The sequence below is a fragment of the Ramlibacter sp. P4_H7 genome (assembly GCF_056400765.1).
This window is the reverse complement of sequence record NZ_JBFUKP010000025.1, coordinates 23,641-46,526: the sequence shown is the minus strand read 5'-3', so window position 1 is coordinate 46,526 and position 22,886 is coordinate 23,641. Positions and strand designations below refer to the sequence as shown.

General features: G+C 66.5%; 21 protein-coding genes. 15 read left to right on the top strand and 6 right to left on the bottom strand.

The genetic code is table 11. The features are described 5' to 3' along the window. Positions 1 to 4 precede the first annotated feature (4 nt). The 3 genes from ahpF to ppsR form a co-directional block, all read right to left on the bottom strand. On the bottom strand, positions 5 to 1,546 hold the full coding sequence (ahpF, locus tag AC1DSA_RS23815; RefSeq protein WP_477893380.1) for an alkyl hydroperoxide reductase subunit F: 1,542 nt from the start codon (positions 1,544 to 1,546) through the stop codon (positions 5 to 7). A 179-nt stretch (positions 1,547 to 1,725) separates the two neighbouring features. Continuing rightward, entirely contained in the window at positions 1,726 to 2,298 is a 573-nt protein-coding gene (gene ahpC / locus AC1DSA_RS23810) for an alkyl hydroperoxide reductase subunit C (protein ID WP_477893379.1), read from the bottom strand. A 139-nt stretch (positions 2,299 to 2,437) separates the two neighbouring features. Next, positions 2,438 to 3,259 (bottom strand): posphoenolpyruvate synthetase regulatory kinase/phosphorylase PpsR, encoded by an 822-nt coding sequence (gene ppsR / locus AC1DSA_RS23805; RefSeq protein ID WP_477893401.1) that lies wholly within the window; start codon positions 3,257 to 3,259, stop codon positions 2,438 to 2,440. A gap of 188 nt (positions 3,260 to 3,447) precedes the next feature. Here ppsR and ppsA point away from each other — a divergent pair, with 188 nt between their 5' ends. From ppsA to AC1DSA_RS23755, 10 genes are all read left to right on the top strand, one after another. Further along, entirely contained in the window at positions 3,448 to 5,841 is a 2,394-nt protein-coding gene (gene ppsA / locus AC1DSA_RS23800) for a phosphoenolpyruvate synthase (RefSeq protein WP_477893378.1), read from the top strand. 65 nt (positions 5,842 to 5,906) lie between these two features. After that, on the top strand, positions 5,907 to 6,179 hold the full coding sequence (locus AC1DSA_RS23795; protein WP_477893377.1) for a DUF4212 domain-containing protein: 273 nt from the start codon (positions 5,907 to 5,909) through the stop codon (positions 6,177 to 6,179). Beyond that, positions 6,172 to 8,232, top strand: a complete 2,061-nt coding sequence (locus tag AC1DSA_RS23790) for a VC_2705 family sodium/solute symporter (protein ID WP_477893376.1) — start codon at positions 6,172 to 6,174, stop codon at positions 8,230 to 8,232. Before AC1DSA_RS23795 ends, AC1DSA_RS23790 begins: the two co-directional genes overlap by 8 nt. Before the next feature lie 87 nt (positions 8,233 to 8,319). Continuing rightward, complete coding sequence (locus tag AC1DSA_RS23785; RefSeq protein ID WP_477893375.1) at positions 8,320 to 10,020, top strand: MFS transporter; 1,701 nt, start codon at positions 8,320 to 8,322, stop codon at positions 10,018 to 10,020. 232 nt (positions 10,021 to 10,252) lie between these two features. Beyond that, positions 10,253 to 10,618: a 30S ribosomal protein S6 gene (rpsF, locus tag AC1DSA_RS23780; RefSeq protein ID WP_477893374.1), complete on the top strand. Its 366-nt coding sequence runs from the start codon at positions 10,253 to 10,255 to the stop codon at positions 10,616 to 10,618. A gap of 19 nt (positions 10,619 to 10,637) precedes the next feature. After that, complete coding sequence (gene priB, locus AC1DSA_RS23775) at positions 10,638 to 10,934, top strand: primosomal replication protein N (protein WP_477893373.1); 297 nt, start codon at positions 10,638 to 10,640, stop codon at positions 10,932 to 10,934. A gap of 9 nt (positions 10,935 to 10,943) precedes the next feature. Next, complete coding sequence (rpsR, locus tag AC1DSA_RS23770) at positions 10,944 to 11,225, top strand: 30S ribosomal protein S18 (protein WP_135264841.1); 282 nt, start codon at positions 10,944 to 10,946, stop codon at positions 11,223 to 11,225. A 10-nt stretch (positions 11,226 to 11,235) separates the two neighbouring features. Further along, positions 11,236 to 11,688, top strand: coding sequence for a 50S ribosomal protein L9 (rplI, locus tag AC1DSA_RS23765; protein WP_477893372.1), 453 nt, complete (start codon positions 11,236 to 11,238; stop codon positions 11,686 to 11,688). Positions 11,689 to 11,918: 230 nt separating this feature from the next. Further along, positions 11,919 to 13,325, top strand: coding sequence for a replicative DNA helicase (gene dnaB, locus AC1DSA_RS23760; RefSeq protein ID WP_477893371.1), 1,407 nt, complete (start codon positions 11,919 to 11,921; stop codon positions 13,323 to 13,325). A 79-nt stretch (positions 13,326 to 13,404) separates the two neighbouring features. Next, positions 13,405 to 13,764 (top strand): hypothetical protein, encoded by a 360-nt coding sequence (locus AC1DSA_RS23755; protein ID WP_477893370.1) that lies wholly within the window; start codon positions 13,405 to 13,407, stop codon positions 13,762 to 13,764. A 134-nt stretch (positions 13,765 to 13,898) separates the two neighbouring features. Here AC1DSA_RS23755 and AC1DSA_RS23750 read toward each other — a convergent pair whose 3' ends face one another. The 3 genes from AC1DSA_RS23750 to AC1DSA_RS23740 form a co-directional block, all read right to left on the bottom strand. Next, positions 13,899 to 15,590, bottom strand: a complete 1,692-nt coding sequence (locus tag AC1DSA_RS23750; protein ID WP_477893369.1) for a PhoH family protein — start codon at positions 15,588 to 15,590, stop codon at positions 13,899 to 13,901. Positions 15,591 to 15,787: 197 nt separating this feature from the next. Next, positions 15,788 to 16,264 (bottom strand): peroxiredoxin, encoded by a 477-nt coding sequence (locus AC1DSA_RS23745; protein ID WP_477893368.1) that lies wholly within the window; start codon positions 16,262 to 16,264, stop codon positions 15,788 to 15,790. A gap of 117 nt (positions 16,265 to 16,381) precedes the next feature. Beyond that, entirely contained in the window at positions 16,382 to 16,756 is a 375-nt protein-coding gene (locus AC1DSA_RS23740; protein WP_477893367.1) for an Mth938-like domain-containing protein, read from the bottom strand. Positions 16,757 to 16,858: 102 nt separating this feature from the next. Between AC1DSA_RS23740 and AC1DSA_RS23735 the strand changes: the two genes are divergently transcribed. The 5 genes from AC1DSA_RS23735 (at position 16,859) to AC1DSA_RS23715 (ending at position 22,850) form a co-directional block, all read left to right on the top strand. After that, complete coding sequence (locus tag AC1DSA_RS23735) at positions 16,859 to 18,085, top strand: pyridoxal phosphate-dependent aminotransferase (RefSeq protein ID WP_477893366.1); 1,227 nt, start codon at positions 16,859 to 16,861, stop codon at positions 18,083 to 18,085. A gap of 82 nt (positions 18,086 to 18,167) precedes the next feature. Continuing rightward, complete coding sequence (locus tag AC1DSA_RS23730) at positions 18,168 to 19,490, top strand: homoserine dehydrogenase (protein ID WP_477893365.1); 1,323 nt, start codon at positions 18,168 to 18,170, stop codon at positions 19,488 to 19,490. 89 nt (positions 19,491 to 19,579) lie between these two features. Continuing rightward, the gene (thrC, locus tag AC1DSA_RS23725) at positions 19,580 to 20,989 is read left to right on the top strand and encodes a threonine synthase (RefSeq protein ID WP_477893364.1); all 1,410 of its coding nucleotides are present in this window, start codon (positions 19,580 to 19,582) and stop codon (positions 20,987 to 20,989) included. Then, the gene (mobB, locus tag AC1DSA_RS23720; RefSeq protein ID WP_477893363.1) at positions 20,986 to 21,519 is read left to right on the top strand and encodes a molybdopterin-guanine dinucleotide biosynthesis protein B; all 534 of its coding nucleotides are present in this window, start codon (positions 20,986 to 20,988) and stop codon (positions 21,517 to 21,519) included. Before thrC ends, mobB begins: the two co-directional genes overlap by 4 nt. After that, a complete protein-coding gene (locus AC1DSA_RS23715; protein WP_477893362.1) occupies positions 21,516 to 22,850 on the top strand; it encodes a molybdopterin molybdotransferase MoeA in 1,335 nt (444 codons plus the stop codon). Before mobB ends, AC1DSA_RS23715 begins: the two co-directional genes overlap by 4 nt. Positions 22,851 to 22,886: the final 36 nt, after the last annotated feature.

Genomic DNA, 22,886 nt, shown 5'->3' with positions numbered 1-22,886 from the left:
TCTCTCAGTGGCGGATCAGGTGGTCGAAGGCGGCGAGCGCCGCCTTCGCACCGTCGCCGGCGGCGATGATGATCTGCTTGAACGGCACCGTCGTGCAGTCGCCGGCCGCGAACACGCCGGGCATGGAAGTCTGGCCCCGCGCGTCGACGATGACCTCGCCGTGCCTGGAAAGCTCCAGCGTGCCCTTCAGCCATTCGGTGTTGGGCACCAGGCCGATCTGAACGAAGACGCCTTCGAGGTCCACGCGCTGGTCTGCACCGGTGGCGCGGTCCTTGTAGGTGAGGCCGTCCACCTTGTCGGTCCCGGTGATGCGGGTGGTCTGCGCGTTCAGGACGACGTCCACGTTGGGCAGGCTGCGCAGCTTGTTCTGCAGCACCGCATCCGCCCGCAGCTTGCTGTCGAACTCGATCAGCGTGACGTGCGCCACGATTCCGGCCAGGTCGATCGCCGCCTCGACGCCGGAGTTGCCGCCGCCGATCACTGCGACCCGCTTGCCCTTGTACAGCGGCCCGTCGCAATGCGGGCAGTAGGCCACGCCCTTGTTCTTCAGCTCCTTCTCGCCGGGGACTTCGATGTTGCGCCAGCGCGCGCCGGTGGTGAGGATGACGGTCTTCGCCTTGAGCCTGGCGCCGCTTTCCAGCTCCAGTTCCACCAGCGCGCCGGGCTTCAGCGACTTGGCGCGCTGCAGGTTCATGATGTCCACGTCGTAGTGGCGCACGTGCTCCTCCAGCGCCAGGGCGAACTTGGGCCCCTCGGTTTCCTTGACCGAGACGAAGTTCTCGATGCCCAGCGTGTCCAGCACCTGCCCGCCGAAGCGCTCGGAGGCGATGCCGGTGCGGATGCCCTTGCGCGCGGCGTACACCGCGGCGGCGGCGCCCGCCGGCCCACCGCCCACGATCAGCACGTCGAACGGCTCCTTGGCGGAGATCTTCTGCGCTTCGCGCTCGGCGCCGGAGGTGTCGACCTTGGCGACGATCTCCTCGAGGCTCATCCGGCCGGAGCCGAAGAAGGTGCCGTTCAGGAACACCGTGGGCACGCCCATGATCTTGCGTTCCTCGATCTCATTCTGGAACAGGCCGCCTTCGATCATGGTGGCGTTGATGCGTGGGTTCTGCACCGCCATCAGGTTGAGCGCCTGCACGACGTCCGGGCAGTTGTGGCAGGTGAGCGAAACGTACACCTCGAAGTCGAGGTCGGCGTCCAGGCCGCGGATCTGTTCCAGCAGCGCCTGTTCCACCTTGGGCGGGTAACCGCCGACCTGCAGCAGCGCAAGCACCAGCGAGGTGAACTCGTGGCCCATGGGCAGGCCGGCAAAGCGCGGGCCGTTGTTCTGGCCAGGGCGGTTGAGCTGGAAGGAGGGCGTGCGGTGCGGACCGTCGCGGGTCTCCGTGACGGTGATGCGGCTGGAGGCGTCCGTGATGTCCTTCAACAGGGCCTGCATGTCGCGCGAAGCCTGCGTGTCGTCGAGCGAAGCGAGGATTTCCACCGGCTGCGTCATGCGCTCCAGGTAGGCGGCGAGCTGGGCTTTCAGGTTGGCGTCGAGCATGGGGTTCCCTTCGAAGGTTCTGTTCTTGAACGAAAAAGCCCCGCGCACGGGGCCTCACGGACTGCGCGCAATAGCATGAAGCGCAGTCCCGCTTGCGAGGAGGATCCGGCTTCGCCGGTCGTCCTCGCACCGATCAAGCCACTCTGAAAAGTCGCTTGCGACTTTTCAGAGTGAACAATTTAGATCTTGCCGACCAGGTCCAGGCTGGGCTTGAGCGTCTGCGCGCCTTCTTCCCACTTGGCGGGGCAGACTTCGCCCGGGTGGCTGGCGACGTACTGGGCGGCCTTCAGGCGGCGCAGCGTTTCCTTGGCGTCGCGGCCGATGCCGTTGTCGTGGACCTCGATGGTCTTGATGCGGCCTTCCGGGTCGACGATGAAGGTGCCGCGCAGCGCGAGGCCGGTGTCCTCGCCCTCGGTGATCAGCACCTGGAAGAAACGGGCGAGCTGGTGGCTGGGGTCGCCCACCAATGGGTACTGCACCTTCCTGATGGTGTCGGAGGTGTCGTGCCAGGCCTTGTGGGTGAAGTGGGTGTCGGTCGACACGCCATACACCTCGGCGCCCAGCTTCTGGAATTCGGCGTAGTTGTCCGCGATGTCACCGAGTTCGGTCGGGCACACGAAGGTGAAGTCGGCCGGGTAGAACACGACGACGGACCACTTGCCCTTGAAGTTCTGCTCGGTCACCGGCACGAACTTGCCGTTGTGAAAGGCGGTGGCGCTGAAGGCGGTGATTTCGGTGTTGATGAGAGACATTGTTTTCCTCTATTGATGAGAATGCATCGATGAATCGCGCCTATGAATAGTAAGGCCTCCCGGACAGCTTCCCCATTGAAAGGGGGCATCGCGATCTTAGGAACCGGCTATGGCCGCCTTGCGCGGCGTCAGCAGTGCGTCAGTACTCCAGCCGCTCGGGCCGGATCTCCTGGAGGATGGTGGTGGCGATCTCTTCGATCGACTTGGTGGTCGTGGAGAGCCAGCGGATGCCCTCGCGGCGCATCATGGCCTCGGCCTCCGCCACTTCGGTGCGGCAGTTCTCCAGCGCGGCGTAGCGCGAGTTTGGCCGGCGCTCGTTGCGGATTTCGCTGAGCCGCTCGGGCGCGATCGTCAGCCCGAAGATCTTCTTGCGGTGGTTCGCCAGCGCGCCGGGCAACTGGCGGCGGTCGAAGTCTTCCGGAATCAGCGGGTAGTTGGCCGCCTTCAGGCCGTGCTGCATCGCCAGGTACAGCGAAGTGGGCGTCTTGCCGCTGCGGCTGACGCCGACCAGGATCACGTCCGCCTGCTCGAGGTCGCGGTTGGACTGGCCGTCGTCGTGCGCGAGGCTGAAGTTGATCGCCTCGATGCGATCGTGGTACTCCTTGCTCTTGCTCACGTCCGAAAAGCGGCCCACCCGGTGGCTCGACTTCATGCCCAGCTCGATCTCCAGCGGCCGCACGAAGGTGCCGAACATGTCCAGCACCATCGCCTTGCAGCCTTCCTCGATCACCTGCAGCACCTCCACGTTGACCAGCGTGGTGAAGACCACGGGGCGGCGGCCCTCGACCTCCGCGGTGTGGTTCACCTGGCGGACGACCTGGTGCGCCTTGTCGACCGTATCGACGAACGGCAGGCGCACGTGCCGGGGCTTGAACTCGAACTGCGCCAGGATGGCGTTGCCGAAGGTCTCGGCGGTGATGCCGGTGCCATCGGAGACGAAAAAGACGGTGCGGGTGTGCAGGGGGGACATGGGATCCGTAATCTCCAGGCGGGGCCACGCTCAGCATGCCACGCCTACAATCCCGCTCATTATCCGAATTCCCGCGCCATGACCCGCCGCAGCCCATTCGAACAAGCACAAAGCCGAGCGGCCGGCCTTCGCGCAATGCGCCTCCGCGCAGACCCAGTTTCAACTTCCGGAGTCTTCCCATGTCTGCTCGTTTCAGCGCGACCGCCCTGGTCGTACCGTTTGAAAACCTGAGAATGTCCGACGTCGAGGTGGTCGGCGGCAAGAACGCCAGCCTCGGCGAAATGATCTCGCAGCTGCCGCACGGCGTGCGCGTGCCCACGGGCTTCGCCACCACCGCGCATGCGTTTCGCGAGTTCCTGAAGCACGGCGGACTGGACGCGCGGATCCGCCAGCGCCTGGAAACGCTCAACACCGACGACGTGCGGGCCCTGGCCGCGGCCGGCGCCGAGATCCGCGGCTGGCTGGAGGCGCAACCCTTCCCGCCGGAACTGGAGCGCGAGATCCGCGCCGAATTCGACAAGCTGTCCGCGGGCAACCCGGACGCCAGTTTCGCGGTGCGCTCTTCCGCCACCGCCGAAGACCTTCCTGACGCGTCCTTCGCAGGCCAGCAGGAGACCTTCCTCAACGTCCACGGCATCGAGACGATCCTGCACAAGATGAAGGAGGTGTTCGCCTCCCTCTACAACGATCGCGCGATCAGCTACCGCGTGCACAAGGGCTTCGCGCACGAGCACGTGGCCCTGTCGGCCGGCGTGCAGCGGATGGTGCGTTCGGATCTCGGCGCCGCCGGCGTCATGTTCACGATCGACACCGAGTCCGGCTTCAAGGATGTGGTGTTCATCACCTCCAGCTACGGCCTGGGCGAAACGGTGGTGCAGGGCGCGGTGAATCCCGACGAGTTCTACGTGCACAAGCCCATGCTGAAGGCGGGCAAGCGGGCCGTGATCCGGCGCAACCTGGGCTCCAAGCTGATCCAGATGGTGTTCACCAGCGACGCCGAGAAGGCCGCGGGCGGCAAGCTCGTGAAGACGGTGGACGTGCCGCTGGAGCAGCGCAACCGCTATTCGCTGACTGACGAAGACGTCGAGGATCTCGCCAAGTACGCGCTGATCATCGAGCAGCACTACGGCCGCCCCATGGACATCGAGTGGGGCAAGGACGGCACCGACGGCCACCTGTACATCCTGCAGGCGCGCCCGGAGACCGTGAAGAGCCAGAACGAAGGCAAGTCCGAGCTGCGCTACAAGCTCAAGAGCAAGGGCAGCGTGCTGGCCGAGGGCCGCGCCATCGGCCAGAAGGTCGGCACCGGCCCCGTTCGGCTGGTGCACAGCACGGCGGAGATGGACCGCGTGCAGGCCGGCGACGTGCTGGTCACCGACATGACCGATCCCAACTGGGAGCCGGTGATGAAGCGCGCGAGCGCCATCGTCACCAACCGCGGCGGCCGCACCTGCCACGCGGCGATCATCGCCCGCGAGCTGGGCATCCCCGCGGTCGTGGGCTGCGGCAACGCCACCGAGGTGCTGAAGGACGGCACGCTGGTGACCGTGAGCTGCGCGGAAGGCGACACCGGCTTCATCTACGACGGCCTGCTGGAAACCGAGGTCACCGAGGTGCAGCGCGGGGAGATGCCCAAGATCAAGACCAAGATCGCGATGAACGTGGGCAACCCGCAGCTCGCCTTCGATTTCGCCCAGCTGCCCAACGACGGCGTCGGCCTGGCCCGCCTCGAGTTCATCATCAACAACAACATCGGCGTCCACCCCAAGGCGATCCTCGACTACCCGAACGTCGATGCCGACCTGAAGAAGGCGGTGGAATCGGTGGCCCGCGGCCACGCCTCGCCGCGCGCCTTCTACGTGGACAAGGTGGCCGAAGGGGTGGCGACCATCGCCGCGGCCTTCTGGCCCAAGCCCGTGATCGTGCGCCTGTCGGACTTCAAGTCCAACGAGTACCGCAAGCTCATTGGCGGCAGCCGCTACGAGCCGGAGGAGGAGAACCCGATGCTGGGCTTCCGCGGCGCCGCGCGCTACATCAGCGCGGAGTTCAAGGAAGCCTTCGAGATGGAGTGCGAGGCGCTGGTGCGCGTGCGCCGCGACATGGGCCTGACCAACGTCCAGGTGATGGTGCCCTTCGTCCGCACGCTCAAGCAGGCCGAGCGCGTGACCCGCCTGCTGGCCGACCATGGCCTCAAGCGCGGGCAGGACGAGCTCAAGGTCATCATGATGTGCGAGATCCCGAGCAACGCTATCCTGGCGGACGAGTTCCTCGAATACTTCGACGGCTTCTCGATCGGCTCCAACGACCTGACGCAGCTCACCCTGGGCCTGGACCGCGACTCCGGCCTGGAGTTGCTGGCGGCGGACTTCGACGAGCGCGATCCCGCGGTCAAGGCGCTGCTCTCGCGGGCGATCAAGGCCTGCATCGCGCAGGGCAAGTACGTCGGCATCTGCGGGCAGGGCCCCAGCGACCATCCGGATTTCGCGGCCTGGCTGGTGCAGGAAGGCATCACCTCGATCTCGCTCAACCCCGACAGCGTGATCTCGACCTGGCAGCAGCTGGCCGCGGGCTGATCTGGCGCAAGGCTAGTCGCAAACACTGAGGGCCGGCCAGCGCGACAGTGCGATGATCGGCCCCCATGGTCGACCAGAGCTCCACGGCCCCGCCGCCGCCTCGCGTGCTCGCCCTCAAGCTCGGGCTGCTCGCGGTGTGGGCTGGGGTCAGCTTCCTGCCGGTCTACTTCGCGCGTGACCTGCAGTTCATCGTGCTGGGCTGGCCGTTCGGCTACTGGTTCGCAGCGCAGGGCGCGCTGATCGCCTTCATCCTCATCGTGGTCGTCTATGCCTGGGCGATGAAGCGGCTGCAGCCGGAGGACGGCGCGCTTACCGGCACGAAGGACGTGGGTGGCTGAACCCCGGAGCCCCTACGAGCGGCGCATCCGCCGCGTGCTGGGCTCCTTCGTGGCCAGCTTCATCCTCTTTCTGGTGCTGCTCGCCTGGGCGGAGCACCAGGGGTTGTCGCGCTTCTGGCTGGGGCCGATCTTCATCTTCTCCACGGTGATGATGTACGCCATCATCGGCATCCGCAGCCGCACCACCGACCCGGAGGAGTACTACGTCGCGGGCCGTCGCATCCCGGCCATGTACAACGGCATGGCGGCCGCGGCTGACTGGATGAGCGCCGCCTCCTTCATCAGCCTGGCCGGCGGCCTGTACCTGCAAGGCTATGGCGGCAGCGAAGGCCAGGCCGGCGGGCTGGCCTACGTGCTGGGGTGGACCGGCGGCTTCTGCCTGGTGGCGCTGCTCATCGCGCCGCACCTGCGCAAGCTCAACCTGTACACGGTGCCCGATTACTTCAGCCTGCGCTTCGGCGGACGGGCGCCGCGCATCGTCGCCGCCCTGTCGGCGGTGCTGTGCTCCTTCATCTATGTCGTGGCGCAGATCTACGGCATCGGCCTGATCGCGTCCCGGCTCACCGGCGTGCAGTTCGAGATCGGCATCCTGCTCGGACTGGGCGGCGTGCTGCTCTGCTCCTTCCTCGGCGGCATGAAGGCCATCACCTGGACGCAGGTGGTGCAGTACGTCGTCATGCTGCTGGCCTTCCTGATCCCCGTGTCGTGGCTCGCCTACAAGCAGCTGGGCCAGCCGGCGGCACCGGTCGTCTACGGCGCGCAGTTGCAGAAGATCAGCACGCTGGAGGAGCGCATCGCCAATGACCCGGCGGAGCGGCAGGTCGCCGCCATTTTCCTGCGGCGCGCGCAGGAGTACGAGGTGCGCCTGCAGGACGTCGAGAACTCGCTGGCGCGCGAACGCACCGCGGCGCAGCAGCGGATCCGGCAGCTGAAGCAGCAGGGCGCGGACTCCGCCGAGGTGGTCGCCGCCAACCGGGCCCTGTCCGCACTTCCGCGCGATGCGGCCACGGCACGCGAACTGTGGACGCGGGCAATGAACGAAAGCTACGAGCGCGCCAAGCCCCTGGGCGGCACCCCGCGCCACAGCGAGCCGTTCGCGGGCGATCCCGACGGCACGCCGCAGCAGCGGGAGGCTTTCGAGAACTCGCGACGCAACTTCATCGCCCTGATGTTCTGCCTGATGGTCGGGACCGCCGGCCTGCCGCACCTGCTCACGCGCTACTACACGACGCCCAGCGTGGCCGCGGCGAGGACGTCCGTGGCCTGGTCGCTGTTCTTCATCGCCCTGGTGTACGTGAGCGCGCCGGCGCTCGCGACCCTCGTCAAGTTCGAGGTGATGAACAACCTGGTGGGCAGCAGCTTCGACCAGTTGCCCGCATGGATCGCGCAGTGGGCGAGGGTGGATCCCTCGCTCATCTCGATCGCCGACGTCAACGGCGACCGCATCCTGCAGTGGGGCGAGATCCGGCTGGGCGCCGACATCATCATGCTGGCCACTCCCGAGCTGGGCGGGCTGCCCTACGTCATCTCCGGCCTGGTCGCGGCCGGGGGGCTCGCTGCTGCGCTGTCGACGGCGGACGGGCTGCTGCTCACGATCAGCAATGCACTGGTGCGCGACATCTTCTGCCACGATTTCAAGCCGGACCTGCGTCCCGAGCAGCGCGTGATCCTGTCCAAGTTCGCGCTCATGGCCGTGGCCCTCGTGGCGGCGGGCGTCGCCTCGACCAAGCCAGCCGAGATCCTGCCCCTGGTGTCGGCGTCCTTCTCGCTCGCCGGTGCGGCCTTCGTCCCGGCGATGTTGCTGGGCATCCTGTGGAGCGGCGCGACCCGCCAGGGTGCCGCGGCCGGGATGGTGGCGGGGTTGGGGATCACCGTGTACTACATGCTGGGCCACGCGCCCGCGGTGCTCGCCTTCTTCGGGCTGCCGGCCACGCAGCCGTTGTGGTTCGGCATCCAGCCCCTGTCGGCCGCCGTGTTCGGCGTGCCCTTGGGCTTCATGGTCACCTGGATCGTGAGCCTGCTCACTCGCCGCAGACTGGATGCACCAACCTAGGGATACTCCTAGGAAGGCTGCCGTGCTCGCGTCAGCCTAGCGTCAGACGGTATTCAAACACTGCGCCATCCAACAAAAGGAGACAACATGGCCACAGCCTCTGCCGCTACCGCAGGCCGTACCAGCGTCGACCAGCCGATGACCCGCGAGGAAAAGAAGGTCATCTTCGCCTCGTCGCTCGGTACCGTGTTCGAGTGGTATGACTTCTACCTGTACGGTTCGCTCGCGGCGGTGATCGCAGCGCAGTTCTTCTCGGGACTGGACCCGACCTCTGCGTACATCTTCGCGCTGCTCGCCTTCGCCGCCGGCTTCCTGGTGCGCCCGTTCGGCGCCATCGTGTTCGGCCGGCTGGGCGACATGATCGGCCGCAAGTACACCTTCCTGGTCACCATCCTGATCATGGGCGCGTCGACCTTCATCGTCGGCCTCTTGCCCAGCTACAAGGCCATCGGCATCGCGGCGCCAGTGATCCTGATCGCGCTGCGCATGCTGCAGGGCCTGGCCCTCGGCGGCGAGTACGGCGGTGCGGCCACCTACGTGGCGGAGCACGCGCCGCACGGCAAGCGCGGGGCCTACACCTCGTGGATCCAGACCACGGCGACGCTGGGCCTGTTCCTGTCGCTGCTGGTGATTCTGGGCGTGCGCGAATCGATGGACCCGAAGGCCTGGGCCGACTGGGGCTGGCGCATCCCGTTCCTGGTCTCCATCCTGCTGCTGGCCGTGTCCGTCTGGATCCGCCTGAGCCTCAATGAGTCGCCCGCCTTCCAGAAGATGAAGTCGGAAGGCAAGACCTCCAAGGCGCCGCTGACCGAGTCCTTCGGCGAGTGGAAGAACCTGAAGATCGTGATCCTGGCGCTGCTGGGCCTGACCGCCGGCCAGGCCGTCGTCTGGTACACGGGCCAGTTCTACGCGCTGTTCTTCATGACGACGATCGCCAAGGTGGACGTCACGACGGCCAACCTGCTGATCGCCGCGTCGCTGCTGATCGGCACGCCCTTCTTCATCGTGTTTGGTGCGCTGTCCGACAAGATCGGCCGCAAGCCCATCATCATGGCGGGCTGCCTGATCGCCGCGCTCACCTACTTCACGGTGTTCCCCATGCTGCTGAAGGCCGCCAACCCCGGCATCGTCGCCGCCCAGCAGTCCAGCAAGGTGAGCATCACCGCCGATCCGAAGCAGTGCTCCTTCCAGGGCAGCCCGATCGCTCGCGACATCGACTTCACCTCGTCCTGCGACATCGCCAAGCGCACGCTGACGCAGTCGTACATCCCGTACGAGAACAAGATCGGCCCCGCCGGCTCCGCCGCCACCATCACGCTGGGCGACAAGGTGATCACGGCCCCGACGGCCACGCTGAACGCCGAGCGCCACGGCTTCTCCACCGAGTCTGCCAAGGCCATCGGCGACTTCAAGAAGCAGGTCGGTGACACGGCCAAGGCGGCCGGCCTGACCCAGCCCGCCGACAAGGCCAAGATGAACACCCCGATGGTGCTGGCCATCCTGGTGTTCCTGGTGATCCTGGTGACCATGGTCTACGGCCCGATCGCGGCCATGCTGGTGGAACTGTTCCCCACGCGCATCCGCTACACCTCGATGAGCCTGCCGTACCACATCGGCAACGGCTGGTTCGGCGGCCTGCTGCCCACCACGGCCTTCGCCATGGTGGCCGCGACCGGCGACATCTACTACGGCCTGTGGTACCCGGTGATCGTCGCTGCCGCCACCTTCGTGATCGGCATGCTGTTCATCCGGGAGACCAAGGACGTGGACATCTACGCCCGCGACTGAACCTCCTGAACGTCGCACCCGAAAGCCCGCTCCGGCGGGCTTTTTTCATGGGCGCAGGCCTGTGGTGGCCGGTGGTTCGCCCGCCTGCCGAGCCGTGCCCGAAGGGGCGGCAGGGCACCGCCTTCGCTCCCGGGCTATAATCTTGGGCTTCCCTTGCCGCACCCCGTCTTGACGCCGGGGGCGGCTCTTCCGGCGCCGCGAATGCGCGGCGCGCCATCCACAAGGAGTCTCAATGCGTCACTATGAAATCGTCTTGCTGATCCACCCGGATCAGAGCGAGCAGGTTCCGGCCATGCTGGAGCGCTACAAGGGCATGATCACCGCCGGCAACGGCAAGGTGCACCGTGTCGAAGACTGGGGCCGCCGCCAGCTGGCCTACCAGATCAACAAGCTCGCCAAGGCCCACTTCCTGTGCATCAACATCGAGGCCGACCAGCCCGTGATGAGCGAGCTGGAGCATGCGTTCCGCTTCAACGATGCCGTCCTGCGCCACCTGACCGTGGTGAAGAAGAAGGCCGACACGGGCCCGTCCTCCATGATGAAGACCGTGGAGCGCGAGGAAGCCCGCAAGGCGCAGCAGGCGGAGTTCCAGTCGTAATCGGCGGCTTTCGCCGGGTGTGAACCAGACGATCCTGAGCGCGCGTATCGCGGAGGCCGCGGCCCTGCGCTACACCCCCGCCGGATTGCCCGCCCTCGACCTGCGGCTCGAACACGAGTCCGAAACCCTGGAAGCAGGGCTGAAACGGCAGGTGAAGGTGGAGATCAAGGCGGTGGCGTTCGGGACGGATGCGGAAACGCTCTCCCGGCAGGCAGTCGGCAGCGGATTCCGGTTCACCGGTTTCCTGGCCGCTCCCCGCCACGGCAAGCACCCGGTCCTGCACATCCAGTCATTTCAGCAAGATCAACTTTCGTAGAGGTCCCACATGGCCACTTTCAAGAAATTCAACAAGGACAAGCGTCCGAAGCGCAACACCCAGTCGCTGCTGTTCAAGCGCAAGCGCTTCTGCCGCTTCACCGTCGCCGGCGTCGAGGAAATCGACTACAAGGACGTCGACACCCTGCGCGACTTCATCTCCGAGAACGGCAAGATCATCCCGGCGCGCCTCACCGGCACCCGCGCGATCTACCAGCGCCAGCTGAACACCGCCATCAAGCGCGCGCGCTTCCTGGCCCTGGTGCCGTACTCCGACCAGCACCGCATCTGAGGACGTCCCCATGCAAGTCATCCTGCTCGAGAAAGTCGTGAACCTGGGCAACCTGGGCGAAATCGTGAAGGTGCGTGACGGCTACGCGCGCAACTTCCTGATCCCCCAGGGCCAGGCCCGCCGCGCCACCGAAGCCAACAAGGCCGAATTCGAAGCCAAGCGCGTCGAACTGGAAAAGCAGGCCGCCACCAAGCTGTCCGGCGCGCAGGCACAAGGCGAGAAGCTGGCCGGCCAGACCGTCAAGCTGACCCAGAAGGCCGGTGTCGATGGTCGCCTGTTCGGGTCCGTCACCAACCACGACATCGCCGAAGAACTGACCAAGATGGGCTTCCCCGTGGCCAAGGCGCAAGTGCGCATGCCCAACGGCCCGATCAAGACCGTCGGCGACAGCACCGTTTCCGTGGCCCTGCACACGGACGTGGTGGTCGACGTCAACGTGACGGTGTACGGCGAGACCGCGTAAGCGCCTCCCGGCCCTTCACAGGAAAGCCGCCTCCGGGCGGCTTTTTCTTTGCCGTGCGCCCATGAAAGTTATCCCGCGTTGACCACGCGTTCTCCCCTGGCTGTCCACGATCGATCCACAGCGTTGGACGCCGCTGTCCACAGCTTGCCCAGAGGAGCTCCCCATGGTTATCACTGGACATCTTTACAGCGTGGGCGGGACAATCCAATGCTTGAGGAGAGAGTGAACCCATGTCCGCAGTGCTGACCGCCGTCGAAGACGATTTCCCCCGCGACCGGCAGGTGGCGCAGCTGCGCATTCCGCCGCATTCGATCGAGGCGGAGTCCAGCGTGCTGGGCGGCCTGCTGCTGGACAACCAGGCCTGGGACCGCGTGGGCGACCTGCTGGTCGACGGCGACTTCTACCGGTACGAGCACAAGCTGGTCTACGCGGCGATCGGTGCGCTGATCAACAGCAACCGTCCCGCGGACGTGATCACGGTGTTCGAGCAACTGCAGGGGCTGGGGCATGCGGAAGAGGTCGGCGGCCTGCCGTACCTCAATTCGCTCGCGCAGTACGTGCCGAGCGCGGCCAACATCCGCCGCTACGCGGAGATCGTGCGCGAGCGCTCGATCCTGCGCAAGCTGGTGTCGGCCAGCGACGAGATCGCCACCGCCGCCTTCAACACGCAGGGCAAGGCGGTCGAGAAGATCCTTGACGAGGCCGAGCAGAAGATCTTCAACATCGGGGAGGAAGGCTCCCGGATGAAGCAGGGCTTCCAGGGCATGGACAGCCTGGTGGTGCAGCTGCTGGACCGCGTCCAGGAGATGGCCGACAACCCGAACGACATCACGGGCGTGCCGACGGGCTTCTACGACTTCGACCGCATGACCTCGGGAATGCAGGCGGGCGACCTGATCATCCTGGCGGCGCGTCCCTCCATGGGCAAGACCTCGCTGGCCATCAACATCGCCGAGCACGTGGCGCTGAACGAGGGCCTGCCGGTGGCGGTGTTCTCCATGGAAATGGGCGCCTCGCAGCTGGCGGTGCGTATCGTCGGCTCCATCGGCCGCATCGACCAGGGCCACCTGCGCACCGGCAAGCTCACCGACGACGAGTGGCCCCGCCTGACGGAGGCCATCGAGAAGCTGCGCAACATCTCCCTGCACATCGACGAGACGCCCGGCCTCACGGTGAGCGAGCTGCGCGCCAACGCCCGCCGGCTGGCACGGACGTGCGGCGGCAAGCTCGGCCTGATCGTGGTCGACTACCTCCAGCTGATGAGCACGTCCAGCAGCATGAGCGAGGAAAACCGCGCCACGGCGGTGGGCGAGATCTCGCGCGGGCTCAAGATGCTCGCCAAGGAGCTCGGCTGTCCGCTGATCGCGCTGTCGCAGCTGTCGCGGGGCGTGGAAGCCCGCACCGACAAGCGCCCGATGATGAGCGACCTGCGCGAATCGGGCGCGATCGAACAGGACGCGGACGTGATCATGTTCATCTACCGGGACGACTACTACAACAAGGACTCCAAGGAGCCCGGCGTTTCCGAAGTGATCATCTCCAAGCAGCGCAACGGACCCACCGGCACGGTGAAGCTCGCCTTCATCAAGCAGCTGACCAAGTTCGAAAACCTGGCGACCGGCAACGCCGACTTCTGACGCATCCGTTTGGCGTCTCTTCCTACTTCGCGCGCGCCCGGCGCGCGCGATGCTTCGTCCAGAATCCCTGGAGACTTGCATGGACGAGATCAACCTGGTGCCCACCCTGGCCGAGGCGAACGTGCCGATGGCCGTCGAGCAGATCCCTCCCGAGCTGGAGGAGCCTTCTCCCATCGCAAAACTGAAGGCGGCCGACGAGGCGCGGCCCGGCTTTCCCGGCGAGCACTGGCTGGTGCTGGGCCTGGGCATCGCGCTGTGGCAGGTGACACGCACGCACCGCAACTACCTGGTGCGCACGGTGGGCGCGCTCGGTGCGACGACGCTGGTCGCGCGGGCGGCGAGCGGCCGCCAGGGCCTATCGAAGGTCCTGCGCTACACGCCGCTGGGCCGCGGCATCAGCAACTGCCCTCCCTGCGACGAGAACGCGCAACGGCGCTGATCCGCTGCCGTCGCGCGGGACGCGCGCGATGTCCGGGGCGCGGTTGCGCTCCAAGAAAAAGCCGGGCTTGACCCGGCTTTTTGGTGTGGGGTTGCCCCACTCGAAGCGCCGCGAGCGACGCCTTCGAAGGACCGCTACAGCACTTCGCTGGCGAAGTCCGCCAGCCTGGAACGCTCGCCCCGTGCCAGGGTGATGTGCCCGCTGTGCGGCCAGCCCTTGAACTTGTCGACCGCGAAGGTGAGCCCCGACGAACCCTCGGTGAGGTAGGGCGTGTCGATCTGCGCAAGGTTGCCCATGCAGATGATCTTGGAGCCGGGGCCGGCGCGCGTGATCAGCGTCTTCATCTGCTTGGGCGTCAGGTTCTGCGCCTCGTCGATGATCACGTACTTGTTCAGGAACGTGCGGCCGCGCATGAAGTTCATGCTCTTGATCTTGATCTTGCTGCGGATCAGCTCGTTGGTGGCGGCGCGTCCCCATTCCCCGGTGCCGTTGCTGTCGGTCTTGCCCAGCACTTCCAGGTTGTCGTCGAGTGCGCCCATCCAGGGGCCCATCTTTTCTTCCTCGGTGCCGGGCAGGAAGCCGATGTCCTCGCCCACGCTCACGGTGGCGCGGGTCATGATGATCTCCGTGTAGCGGCGATCGTCCAGCACCTGCGTGAGGCCCGCGGCCAGCGCCATCAGCGTCTTGCCCGTTCCGGCCGTGCCGGTGAGGGTGACGAAGTCCACTTCGGGATCCATCAGCAGGTTCATCGCGAAGTTCTGCTCGCGGTTGCGCGTGGTCACGCCCCACACGCAGTTCTTCAGGTGTCCGTAGTCCCGGAGCGTCTTGAGCACGGCGGTCTTGCCGCGGATCTCCGTGACGCGGGCATACAGGCTGGGCTCGCCGGGCGCCTCGAAGTACACGAACTGGTTGATGAACAGGCTGGGCACGATCGGCCCGCTGATGCGGTAGAAGGTGTGCAGGCCGGATTGCCAGCTCTCGACCGTCTTGCCGTGCTTGGACCAGAAGTCCGGGGGCAGGGCGAGCGAACCCGAGTACATCAGGTCCAGGTCGTCCAGCGTCTTGTCGTTCTTGTAGTCCTCAGTTTTGAGGCCGAGGGCGCGCGCCTTGACGCGCATGTTGATGTCCTTGGACACCAGCACCACCTCGCGCGGCGCATGCTTTTCCTGCAGCGCCTGCACGACGCTCAGGATCTGGTTGTCCGCCTTGCCGGGCGGCAGGCCCATGGGCAGGCCCGTGGGCGACAGCGGCATGGTCTGGAAGAACAGGCAGCCGCCCGCTTCCTTGTGGCCCGTGCTCTCGAGCTTGAGCCCGTGGGCGATGTCGGTGCCGGGGGCGCCGGCGAGCGCATCGAGCGAACGGCTGGCCTGGCGGGCGTTGCGTGCCACCTCGGTCGTGCCCTTCTTGTGGCCGTCCAGTTCTTCCAGCACCACCATGGGCAGGAAGATGTCGTGCTCGTCGAAGCGGAACAGGCTCATCGGGTCGTGCATCAGGACGTTGGTGTCCAGCACGAACATCTTGGAGGGGCCGCTCGGCTTCTTCTTCTTGGGCGCGGGGGCGGGGACCGTCAGGTCCTTCTTCTTGCGGCCGGGCTGGGGCTCGTCCAGGTAGGTCTCGACCTCGACGTCATAGCTGCCCACGGCGACGTCGCCACCGCCGGCGCGCGGGTCGAACTCGTCTTCGGCCTGCGGGTGCTCGGCCACCGGCCTATCGGCCGACGGTGCCTCCGATTTTCGCGCCGCCTTGTGCGAGGAACGGGCCGGGGCGTCGAAGGCTTCCGGCGGGAGCATGGCAGCGCGCTTGGTCGGGGCGGGGGGCAGGGGCATGAGGAGTTGGGCTTCCTGATGAGGTTGGCGAGAAACAAAAAAGCCGCCAGGCGGGCCGGGCGGCTTCTTTCGGGCTGACGGTGATGACGCGTCGCGTCGGGATCAACGGCATGAATTCATTATGCACGCCCAGGATGACGGAACAACGTCAGCCGGCTTCCTGTTGTGTCAACGCGTCAAGCTCGGCAGTGCGGGGTTCAGGCCGCCTTCTTCAGCAGCTTGACGGCCTTCAGCACGTCGTCCACGTGGCCGGGGACCTTCAGGCCGCGCCATTCCTGCTTGAGGATGCCGTCGGCGCCCACCAGGAAGGTGCTGCGCTCGATGCCCTTGACCTTCTTGCCGTACATGATCTTGTTCTTCACGACGCCGAACATGTGGCACATCTTTTCCTCGGTGTCGGCGATGAGCTCGAAGGGAAGCTCCAGCTTCGACTTGAACTCGTCGTGCGACTTCATGTTGTCGCGCGACACGCCCATCACCACGGCGCCGGCCTTGACGAAGTCCTTGTACTTGTCGCGGAACTGCATGGCTTCCGTCGTGCAGCCGGGGGTGTTGTCCTTCGGATAGAAGTACAGGACCAGGACCTGGCCCAGGTGCGATGTATTGGTGACCTTGGTGCCGCCGGTGGCGTTCGCTTCGAATTCGGGGAGGGGTTTGTTGACAACGATCGCCATAAGGTCCTAGCGTGTGTGGTTCTGTGTGACAGTCTTGCTCGTTGGCGGCGAGGTGCGCGCAGGCCCCGTCGCAACAGGTGATTTTACCGCGAAACGGCGATCCGCCGCCGGGCCGCTTCAGGACGGCAGGTCGAGCAGCAGGGCCACTGCCACGTCGCGCCCCTCCTGCGCCAGGATGTTGTAGGTCCTGCAGGCCGCCGGGGTGTCCATGGTTTCGATGCCGATGCGGCGCCGGGCCAGCGCTTCCAGCCAGGCCGGCTTGGGAAAGCGGATCTTCGGGCCGCTGCCGAAGATCACCACCTCCACCTTCAGTTCCGCCAGCTGCGCGAAATGCGCGGGCCCCAGCTCCTCGAAGCTTCCGGCCCATGCCAGGCGCTCACCGTGCGAGCCGAGCACCACGTTGTGCGTGATCTTTTCCGGCCCCACGCCGACCCAGCCGGGGCCATAGCCCGTGATGGTGGGTGCGTCGGACTGATCGGGCTGGAGCTTCAAGGCGGATGGGGCGGTGCGGAGATGGCCTCGCCCGGAGGAGCGCGCGTGGACTTATGGTCAAATTATAGGTTTCACCTCGTGTCACCGCCCCCGGGAGGGCTTTTGAAGACCGTCCAAAAATCCACCAAGCTCGCCAACGTCCTGTACGACATCCGGGGTCCCATCATGGACGCCGCCCGGCAGATGGAGGAAGAGGGCCACAAAGTCATCAAGCTGAACATCGGCAACCTCGCCGTGTTCGGGTTCGACGCCCCGGAAGAGATCCAGCAGGACATGATCCGCAACCTGCCGAATTCGGCCGGCTATTCGGACAGCAAGGGCATTTTCGCCGCGCGCAAGGCGGTGATGCACTACACCCAGCAGCAGGGGATCAAGGGCGTCACGCTCGACGACGTGTACCTGGGCAACGGTGCCAGCGAGCTGATCGCGATGGCCACCAACGCGCTGCTGAACGAGGGCGACGAGCTGCTGCTGCCCTCGCCCGATTACCCCCTGTGGACGGCGAGCACGGCACTCTCCGGCGGCACGCCCGTGCACTACATGTGCGACGAGTCCAACGGCTGGATGCCCGACCTGGACGACATCCGCCGCAAGATCACGCCTTCCACCAAGGGCATCGTCGTCATCAATCCGAACAACCCGACCGGCGCGCTGTACTCCGACGAGCTGCTGAAGGCGATCGTCGCCATCGCCCGCGAACATGGCCTGGTGATCTTCGCCGACGAGGTCTACGACAAGGTGCTGTACGACGGCGTGAAGCACACGGCCATCGCCAGCCTGTCGGAAGACGTGCTCACGCTCACCTTCAACTCCCTGTCCAAGAGCTACCGCTCCTGCGGCTACCGCGCGGGCTGGGTGGTGGTCTCGGGCGACAAGAAGGACGCCTCCGACTACATCGAGGGCCTCACGATGCTCTCGAACATGCGCCTGTGCGCCAACGTGCCGGGCCAGTGGGCCATCCAGACGGCGCTGGGCGGCTACCAGAGCATCAACGAGCTGATCCAGCCGGGGGGCCGGCTGCGCCGCCAGCGCGACCTGGCCTACGAACTGATCACCGCCATTCCCGGCGTCACCTGCGCGAAGCCGCAGGCCGCGCTGTACATGTTCCCGCGCCTGGACCCCAAGCTCTATCCGATCCAGGACGACCGCCAGTTCTTCCTGGAGCTCCTGCAGGAGACGCGGGTGATGCTGGTGCAGGGCACGGGCTTCAACTGGCCGCAGCCCGATCACTTCCGCATCGTGTTCCTGCCTCACGAGGACGACCTGCGCGAGGCCATCGGCCGCATCGCGCGCTTCCTCGACAACTATCGCAAGCGTCACAGTTCATGAGCCCCCAAGCTACGCACTTCGTGTCTCCGCTGCCCCCCCAGGGGGCGCTTGCCTCGCTAGAGGCGGCTCGTCGGGAGGCAAGATGAAACCGATCCAAGTCGGCCTCCTGGGCATCGGCACCGTGGGCAGCGGTGTCTTCAACGTCCTCAAGCGCAACCAGGCCGAGATCCAGCGCCGCGCCGGCCGGGGCATCGCCATCACCATGGTGGCCGACCTCGACACCGCCCGCGCGCAGGCCGTGGTGGGCGACACCGCCAAGGTCGTGAAGGACGCGCGCGAGATCATCGCCAATCCCGACATCGACATCGTCATCGAGCTGATCGGGGGCTACGGCATCGCCCGCCAGCTGATGATGGAAGCGATCGCGCAGGGCAAGCACGTGGTGACGGCCAACAAGGCGCTGCTGGCGGTGCACGGCACCGAGATCTTCGCCGCCGCGCATGCCAAGGGCGTGATGGTGGCGTTCGAAGCCGCGGTGGCCGGCGGCATCCCGATCATCAAGTCACTGCGCGAGGGCCTCACGGCCAACCGCATCGAGTGGATCGCCGGCATCATCAACGGCACCACCAACTTCATCCTGTCGGAGATGCGGGACAAGGGCCTGGACTTCGACGTGGTGCTGAAGGAGGCGCAGCGCCTGGGCTACGCCGAGGCGGATCCCACCTTCGACATCGAGGGCGTGGACGCCGCGCACAAGGCGACCATCATGTCGGCCATCGCGTTCGGCGTGCCGGTCCAGTTCGACAAGGCCTACGTCGAGGGCATCACCAAGCTGTCCTCGGTGGACATCGAATATGCCGAGCAGCTGGGCTACCGCATCAAGCTGCTGGGCATCGCCAAGCGCACGGCCAAGGGCATCGAGCTGCGCGTGCATCCGACGCTGGTGCCGTCCAAGCGGCTGATCGCCAACGTGGAAGGCGCCATGAACGCCGTGATGGTGCAGGGCGATGCCGTCGGCACCACGCTGTACTACGGCAAGGGCGCGGGCAGCGAGCCGACCGCCAGCGCGGTGATCGCCGACCTGGTGGACGTGACGCGCCTGCACACGGTGGATGCCGCGCACCGCGTGCCGCACCTGGCCTTCCAGCCGGATGCGATGAGCGACGAATCCATCCTGCCGATGAGCGAGGTGGTCACGAGCTACTACCTGCGCCTGCGCGTGGCCGACCAGGCCGGCGTGCTGGCCAAGGTGGCGAGCCTGCTGGCCACCGCCGGGATCAGCATCGACGCGATGCTGCAGCGCGAAGCCTCGGCCATCGGCGGCAAGGGATCCACCCAGACCGACCTGATCCTGCTCACGCACAGCGTGCGCGAGGGAACCATGAACGAGGTGATCGCGCAGATGCAGGGCCTGGCCACGGTGCTGGCGCCGATCACGCGCATCCGCAAGGAAGAACTGGCCTGAGCGCCGTCTAACATGGACCCCCACGTTCACTTCGTTCTCTGCCCCCCGAGGGGGCTTTCATTGCCCTTGGGGCGGCCCGGCGGGCAATGATGCTGTACCTCTCCACCCGCGGCCATCCCGACCGCAAGCATTTCTGCGAGATCCTGCTGGAAGGACTCGCGCCCGATGGCGGCCTCTACCTCCCCGAGCAGTATCCGCAGGTCGACGCGGGCACCCTCGCGAAGTGGCGCGGGTTGCCGTATGCCGACCTTGCGTTCGAGATCCTGTCGCTCTACGTCGACGACATCCCGCCCGCGGACCTGCGCGCACTTTGCCGCAAGACCTACACGCCCGAGGTCTTCGGCACCCGGGAGATCGTCCCGCTGAAGAAGCTGGAAGACGGCGTCTTCCTCGAAGCCCTGTCCAACGGCCCGACGCTCGCGTTCAAGGACATGGCGATGCAGTTGCTGGGCAACCTGTTCGAATACGAACTGGCCCGGCGCGGCGAGGAATTGAACATCCTGGGCGCGACCTCCGGCGACACCGGCAGCGCGGCCGAATACGCCATGCGCGGCAAGAAAGGCGTGCGGGTCTTCATGACCTCGCCCAACGGGCGGATGAGCCCCTTCCAGCAGGCGCAGATGTTCAGCCTGCAGGACGCCAACATCCACAACCTCGCTGTCGAGGGCGTGTTCGACGACTGCCAGGACATCGTGAAGGCCGTGTCGAACGACCTCGCCTTCAAGCGCAAGCACCGCATCGGCACGGTCAACTCGATCAACTGGGCCCGGCTGGTGGCCCAGGTCGTGTACTACTTCGCGGGCTACTTCCAGGCCACGCAGGGCGACGGTGAGCAGGTGAGCTTCGCTGTGCCATCCGGCAACTTCGGCAACATCTGCGCCGGCCACGTGGCCCGCAGCATGGGGCTGCCAATCGCGCAACTGGTGCTGGCCACCAACGAGAACGACGTGCTCGACGAGTTCTTTCGCACCGGGGTGTACCGCGTGCGTGCCAGCCAGGACACCTACGAGACTTCCAGCCCCTCAATGGACATTTCCAAGGCCAGCAACTTCGAACGCTTCGTGTTCGACCTGCTGGGCCGCGACGGCGCCAGGGTGCGCTACCTGTTCGCGGAAGAACTGGTGGCCAAGGGCCGCTTCGAGCTGGCGCACGAGGTGCTCGTCGCCCGCGAGCGGTACGGCTTCGTGTCGGGCAAGAGCACGCACGCCGATCGCCTCGCGACCATCCGCGACACCTGGCAGCGCTTCGGCGCAATGATCGACACGCACACCGCCGACGGCCTCAAGGTTGCACGCGAGCACCTGCAGAGCGGCATTCCGATGCTGGTGCTGGAGACGGCGCTGCCGATCAAGTTCGCCGGCACGATCGTCGAGGCCCTGGGCCGCGAACCGGATCGCCCGGCCCGGTTCGCCGGCATCGAGGAACTGCCCAAGCGCGTCACCGTGCTGCCTGCGGATGCGGAGAAGGTGAAGCAATTCATCTCCGCCCATTGCGCATGAAGGTCGTCGGTTTCGCCGGTTATTCCGGCTCGGGGAAGACGCACCTGGTGGAACGCCTGATCCCCGCGCTCAAGCTGCGCGGCCTGCGGGTGTCCGTGGTGAAGCATGCGCACCACGACTTCGACATCGACCGCCCCGGCAAGGACACCCATCGTCACCGCGAGGCCGGCGCCTTCGAGGTGGTGGTCGCATCCGACCGCCGCCTTGCCCTGATGCGCGAGTTCGAGCAGCCTGCGAAGCTCAGCGTCCACCACCTCCTGGCGGAACTGTGGGAGGGCGTGGACTGGGTGCTGGTGGAGGGCTTCAAGGACAGCAACCTTCTGAAGGTCGAGGTGTGGCGCGCCGAGGCGCAGAAGCCGGCCCGCTATCCCGACGATGACTTCATCGTCGCGATCGCGACGGACTCGCCGGAGCAGCTTCCCGAGGCCACCCTGAGGCCCGTGATGGATCTGAACGACCCGGATGCAATCGCCGAGTGGCTGGTCGAGAATGGCGATCGCTTCGATTACGTCCCGGAGATCTACGCGTGAACGCCCCCCGCCCGCCGTTGCTTGCGCTGGACGACGCCCTGCAGGCGTTGCTGGCCCAGGCGCGCGCACTGGGGGATGCCGAGACGGTGGCGACCTTCGACGCCGACGGCCGCGTGCTGGCCGAAGACCTGGTCTCGCCGCTCCAGGTTCCGCCGCAGGACAACAGCTCCATGGATGGCTATGCGGTGCGCAGCGCCGAGATCGCCGACGAGGGCGTGCCGCTGTCCATCAGCCAGCGCATTCCCGCGGGCGCCTCGCCGCAGCCGCTGCAGCCCGGCACCGCCGCGCGCATCTTCACCGGCGCCCCGGTTCCGCCGGGGGCCGACGCGATCGTGATGCAGGAAGACACCGAGGCGATGGCCGACGGCCGCGTGCGCATCCAGCGCGTGCCCTCGCAGGGCCAGTGGATTCGCCGCAGCGGCGAAGACATCACCCGCGGCAGCACCGTGCTGTCGCGTGGCGAGCGCATCGGGCCGGCCGCCCAGGGCCTCGCTGCCAGCATCGGGCGTGATCGGCTGTTGGTGGCGCGCCGGCCTCGCGTGGCGCTGTTCTCCACCGGCGACGAACTCGTGATGCCCGGTGTGGTTGCACCCGAGGCGATGAAGCCGGGCGCGATCTACAACTCCAACCGCTTCTTCCTGCGCAGCCTGCTGCTGCGCCTGGGCTGCGAGGTGCAGGACCTCGGCATCGTGCCCGACCAGCGCGAGGCGACCGTGCAGGCGCTGCAGGACGCCGCGGCGGGCAACGACCTGATCCTCACCAGCGGCGGCGTGTCGGTCGGCGAGGAGGACCACATCAAGCCCGCCGTGCAGCAGCTCGGCACGCTGGACCTGTGGCAGATCGCGATGAAGCCGGGCAAGCCTTTTGCCTTTGGATGGATTGCTCCGCAAGCCATCCACGGCCAGGCGGCTCGTCCTGATGGCGGCACCCCCAGCCCGACCCTCGCCCGCCAGGCGGGGGAGGGCTCCGCCACCCATTCGGGGGGCTCGCCCACGTACTTCATCGGCTTGCCGGGAAATCCGGTGTCGAGCTTCGTCACTTTCGTGCTGCTGGTGCGGCCGTTCCTGCTGAAGTTGCAGGGCGCCACGCAAGTGGAGCCGCAGGCGGTGCAGTTGCCGGCGCACTTCGACTGGCCGCGCGCCGACAAGCGCCGGGAATTCCTGCGCGCGCGCCGCAATGCGCAGGGCGGTGTCGAGCTGTTTCCCAACCAGAGTTCCGGCGTGCTGACCTCGACGGTGTGGGCCGACGGGCTGGTCGACGTGCCCGCGGGGCAGGCGATCGCGCGCGGAGCCTCCGTGCGCTTCCTGCCGCTGGCGGAGCTGCTGGCATGAGCGCCCACGGCCGTTCCCAGGGCGAGCAACGGCAAG

Coding starts and splice junctions, on each gene's coding strand:
- AC1DSA_RS23730 (WP_477893365.1), top strand. CDS start 18,168: ATGAAACCGATCCAAGTCGGCCTCCTGGGCATCGGCACCGTGGGCAGC.
- AC1DSA_RS23745 (WP_477893368.1), bottom strand. CDS start 16,264: ATGGCGATCGTTGTCAACAAACCCCTCCCCGAATTCGAAGCGAACGCC.
- dnaB (WP_477893371.1), top strand. CDS start 11,919: ATGTCCGCAGTGCTGACCGCCGTCGAAGACGATTTCCCCCGCGACCGG.
- ahpC (WP_477893379.1), bottom strand. CDS start 2,298: ATGTCTCTCATCAACACCGAAATCACCGCCTTCAGCGCCACCGCCTTT.
- ahpF (WP_477893380.1), bottom strand. CDS start 1,546: ATGCTCGACGCCAACCTGAAAGCCCAGCTCGCCGCCTACCTGGAGCGC.
- rpsR (WP_135264841.1), top strand. CDS start 10,944: ATGGCCACTTTCAAGAAATTCAACAAGGACAAGCGTCCGAAGCGCAAC.
- rpsF (WP_477893374.1), top strand. CDS start 10,253: ATGCGTCACTATGAAATCGTCTTGCTGATCCACCCGGATCAGAGCGAG.
- mobB (WP_477893363.1), top strand. CDS start 20,986: ATGAAGGTCGTCGGTTTCGCCGGTTATTCCGGCTCGGGGAAGACGCAC.
- thrC (WP_477893364.1), top strand. CDS start 19,580: ATGCTGTACCTCTCCACCCGCGGCCATCCCGACCGCAAGCATTTCTGC.
- AC1DSA_RS23755 (WP_477893370.1), top strand. CDS start 13,405: ATGGACGAGATCAACCTGGTGCCCACCCTGGCCGAGGCGAACGTGCCG.
- ppsA (WP_477893378.1), top strand. CDS start 3,448: ATGTCTGCTCGTTTCAGCGCGACCGCCCTGGTCGTACCGTTTGAAAAC.
- AC1DSA_RS23750 (WP_477893369.1), bottom strand. CDS start 15,590: ATGCCCCTGCCCCCCGCCCCGACCAAGCGCGCTGCCATGCTCCCGCCG.
- AC1DSA_RS23785 (WP_477893375.1), top strand. CDS start 8,320: ATGGCCACAGCCTCTGCCGCTACCGCAGGCCGTACCAGCGTCGACCAG.
- rplI (WP_477893372.1), top strand. CDS start 11,236: ATGCAAGTCATCCTGCTCGAGAAAGTCGTGAACCTGGGCAACCTGGGC.
- AC1DSA_RS23795 (WP_477893377.1), top strand. CDS start 5,907: ATGGTCGACCAGAGCTCCACGGCCCCGCCGCCGCCTCGCGTGCTCGCC.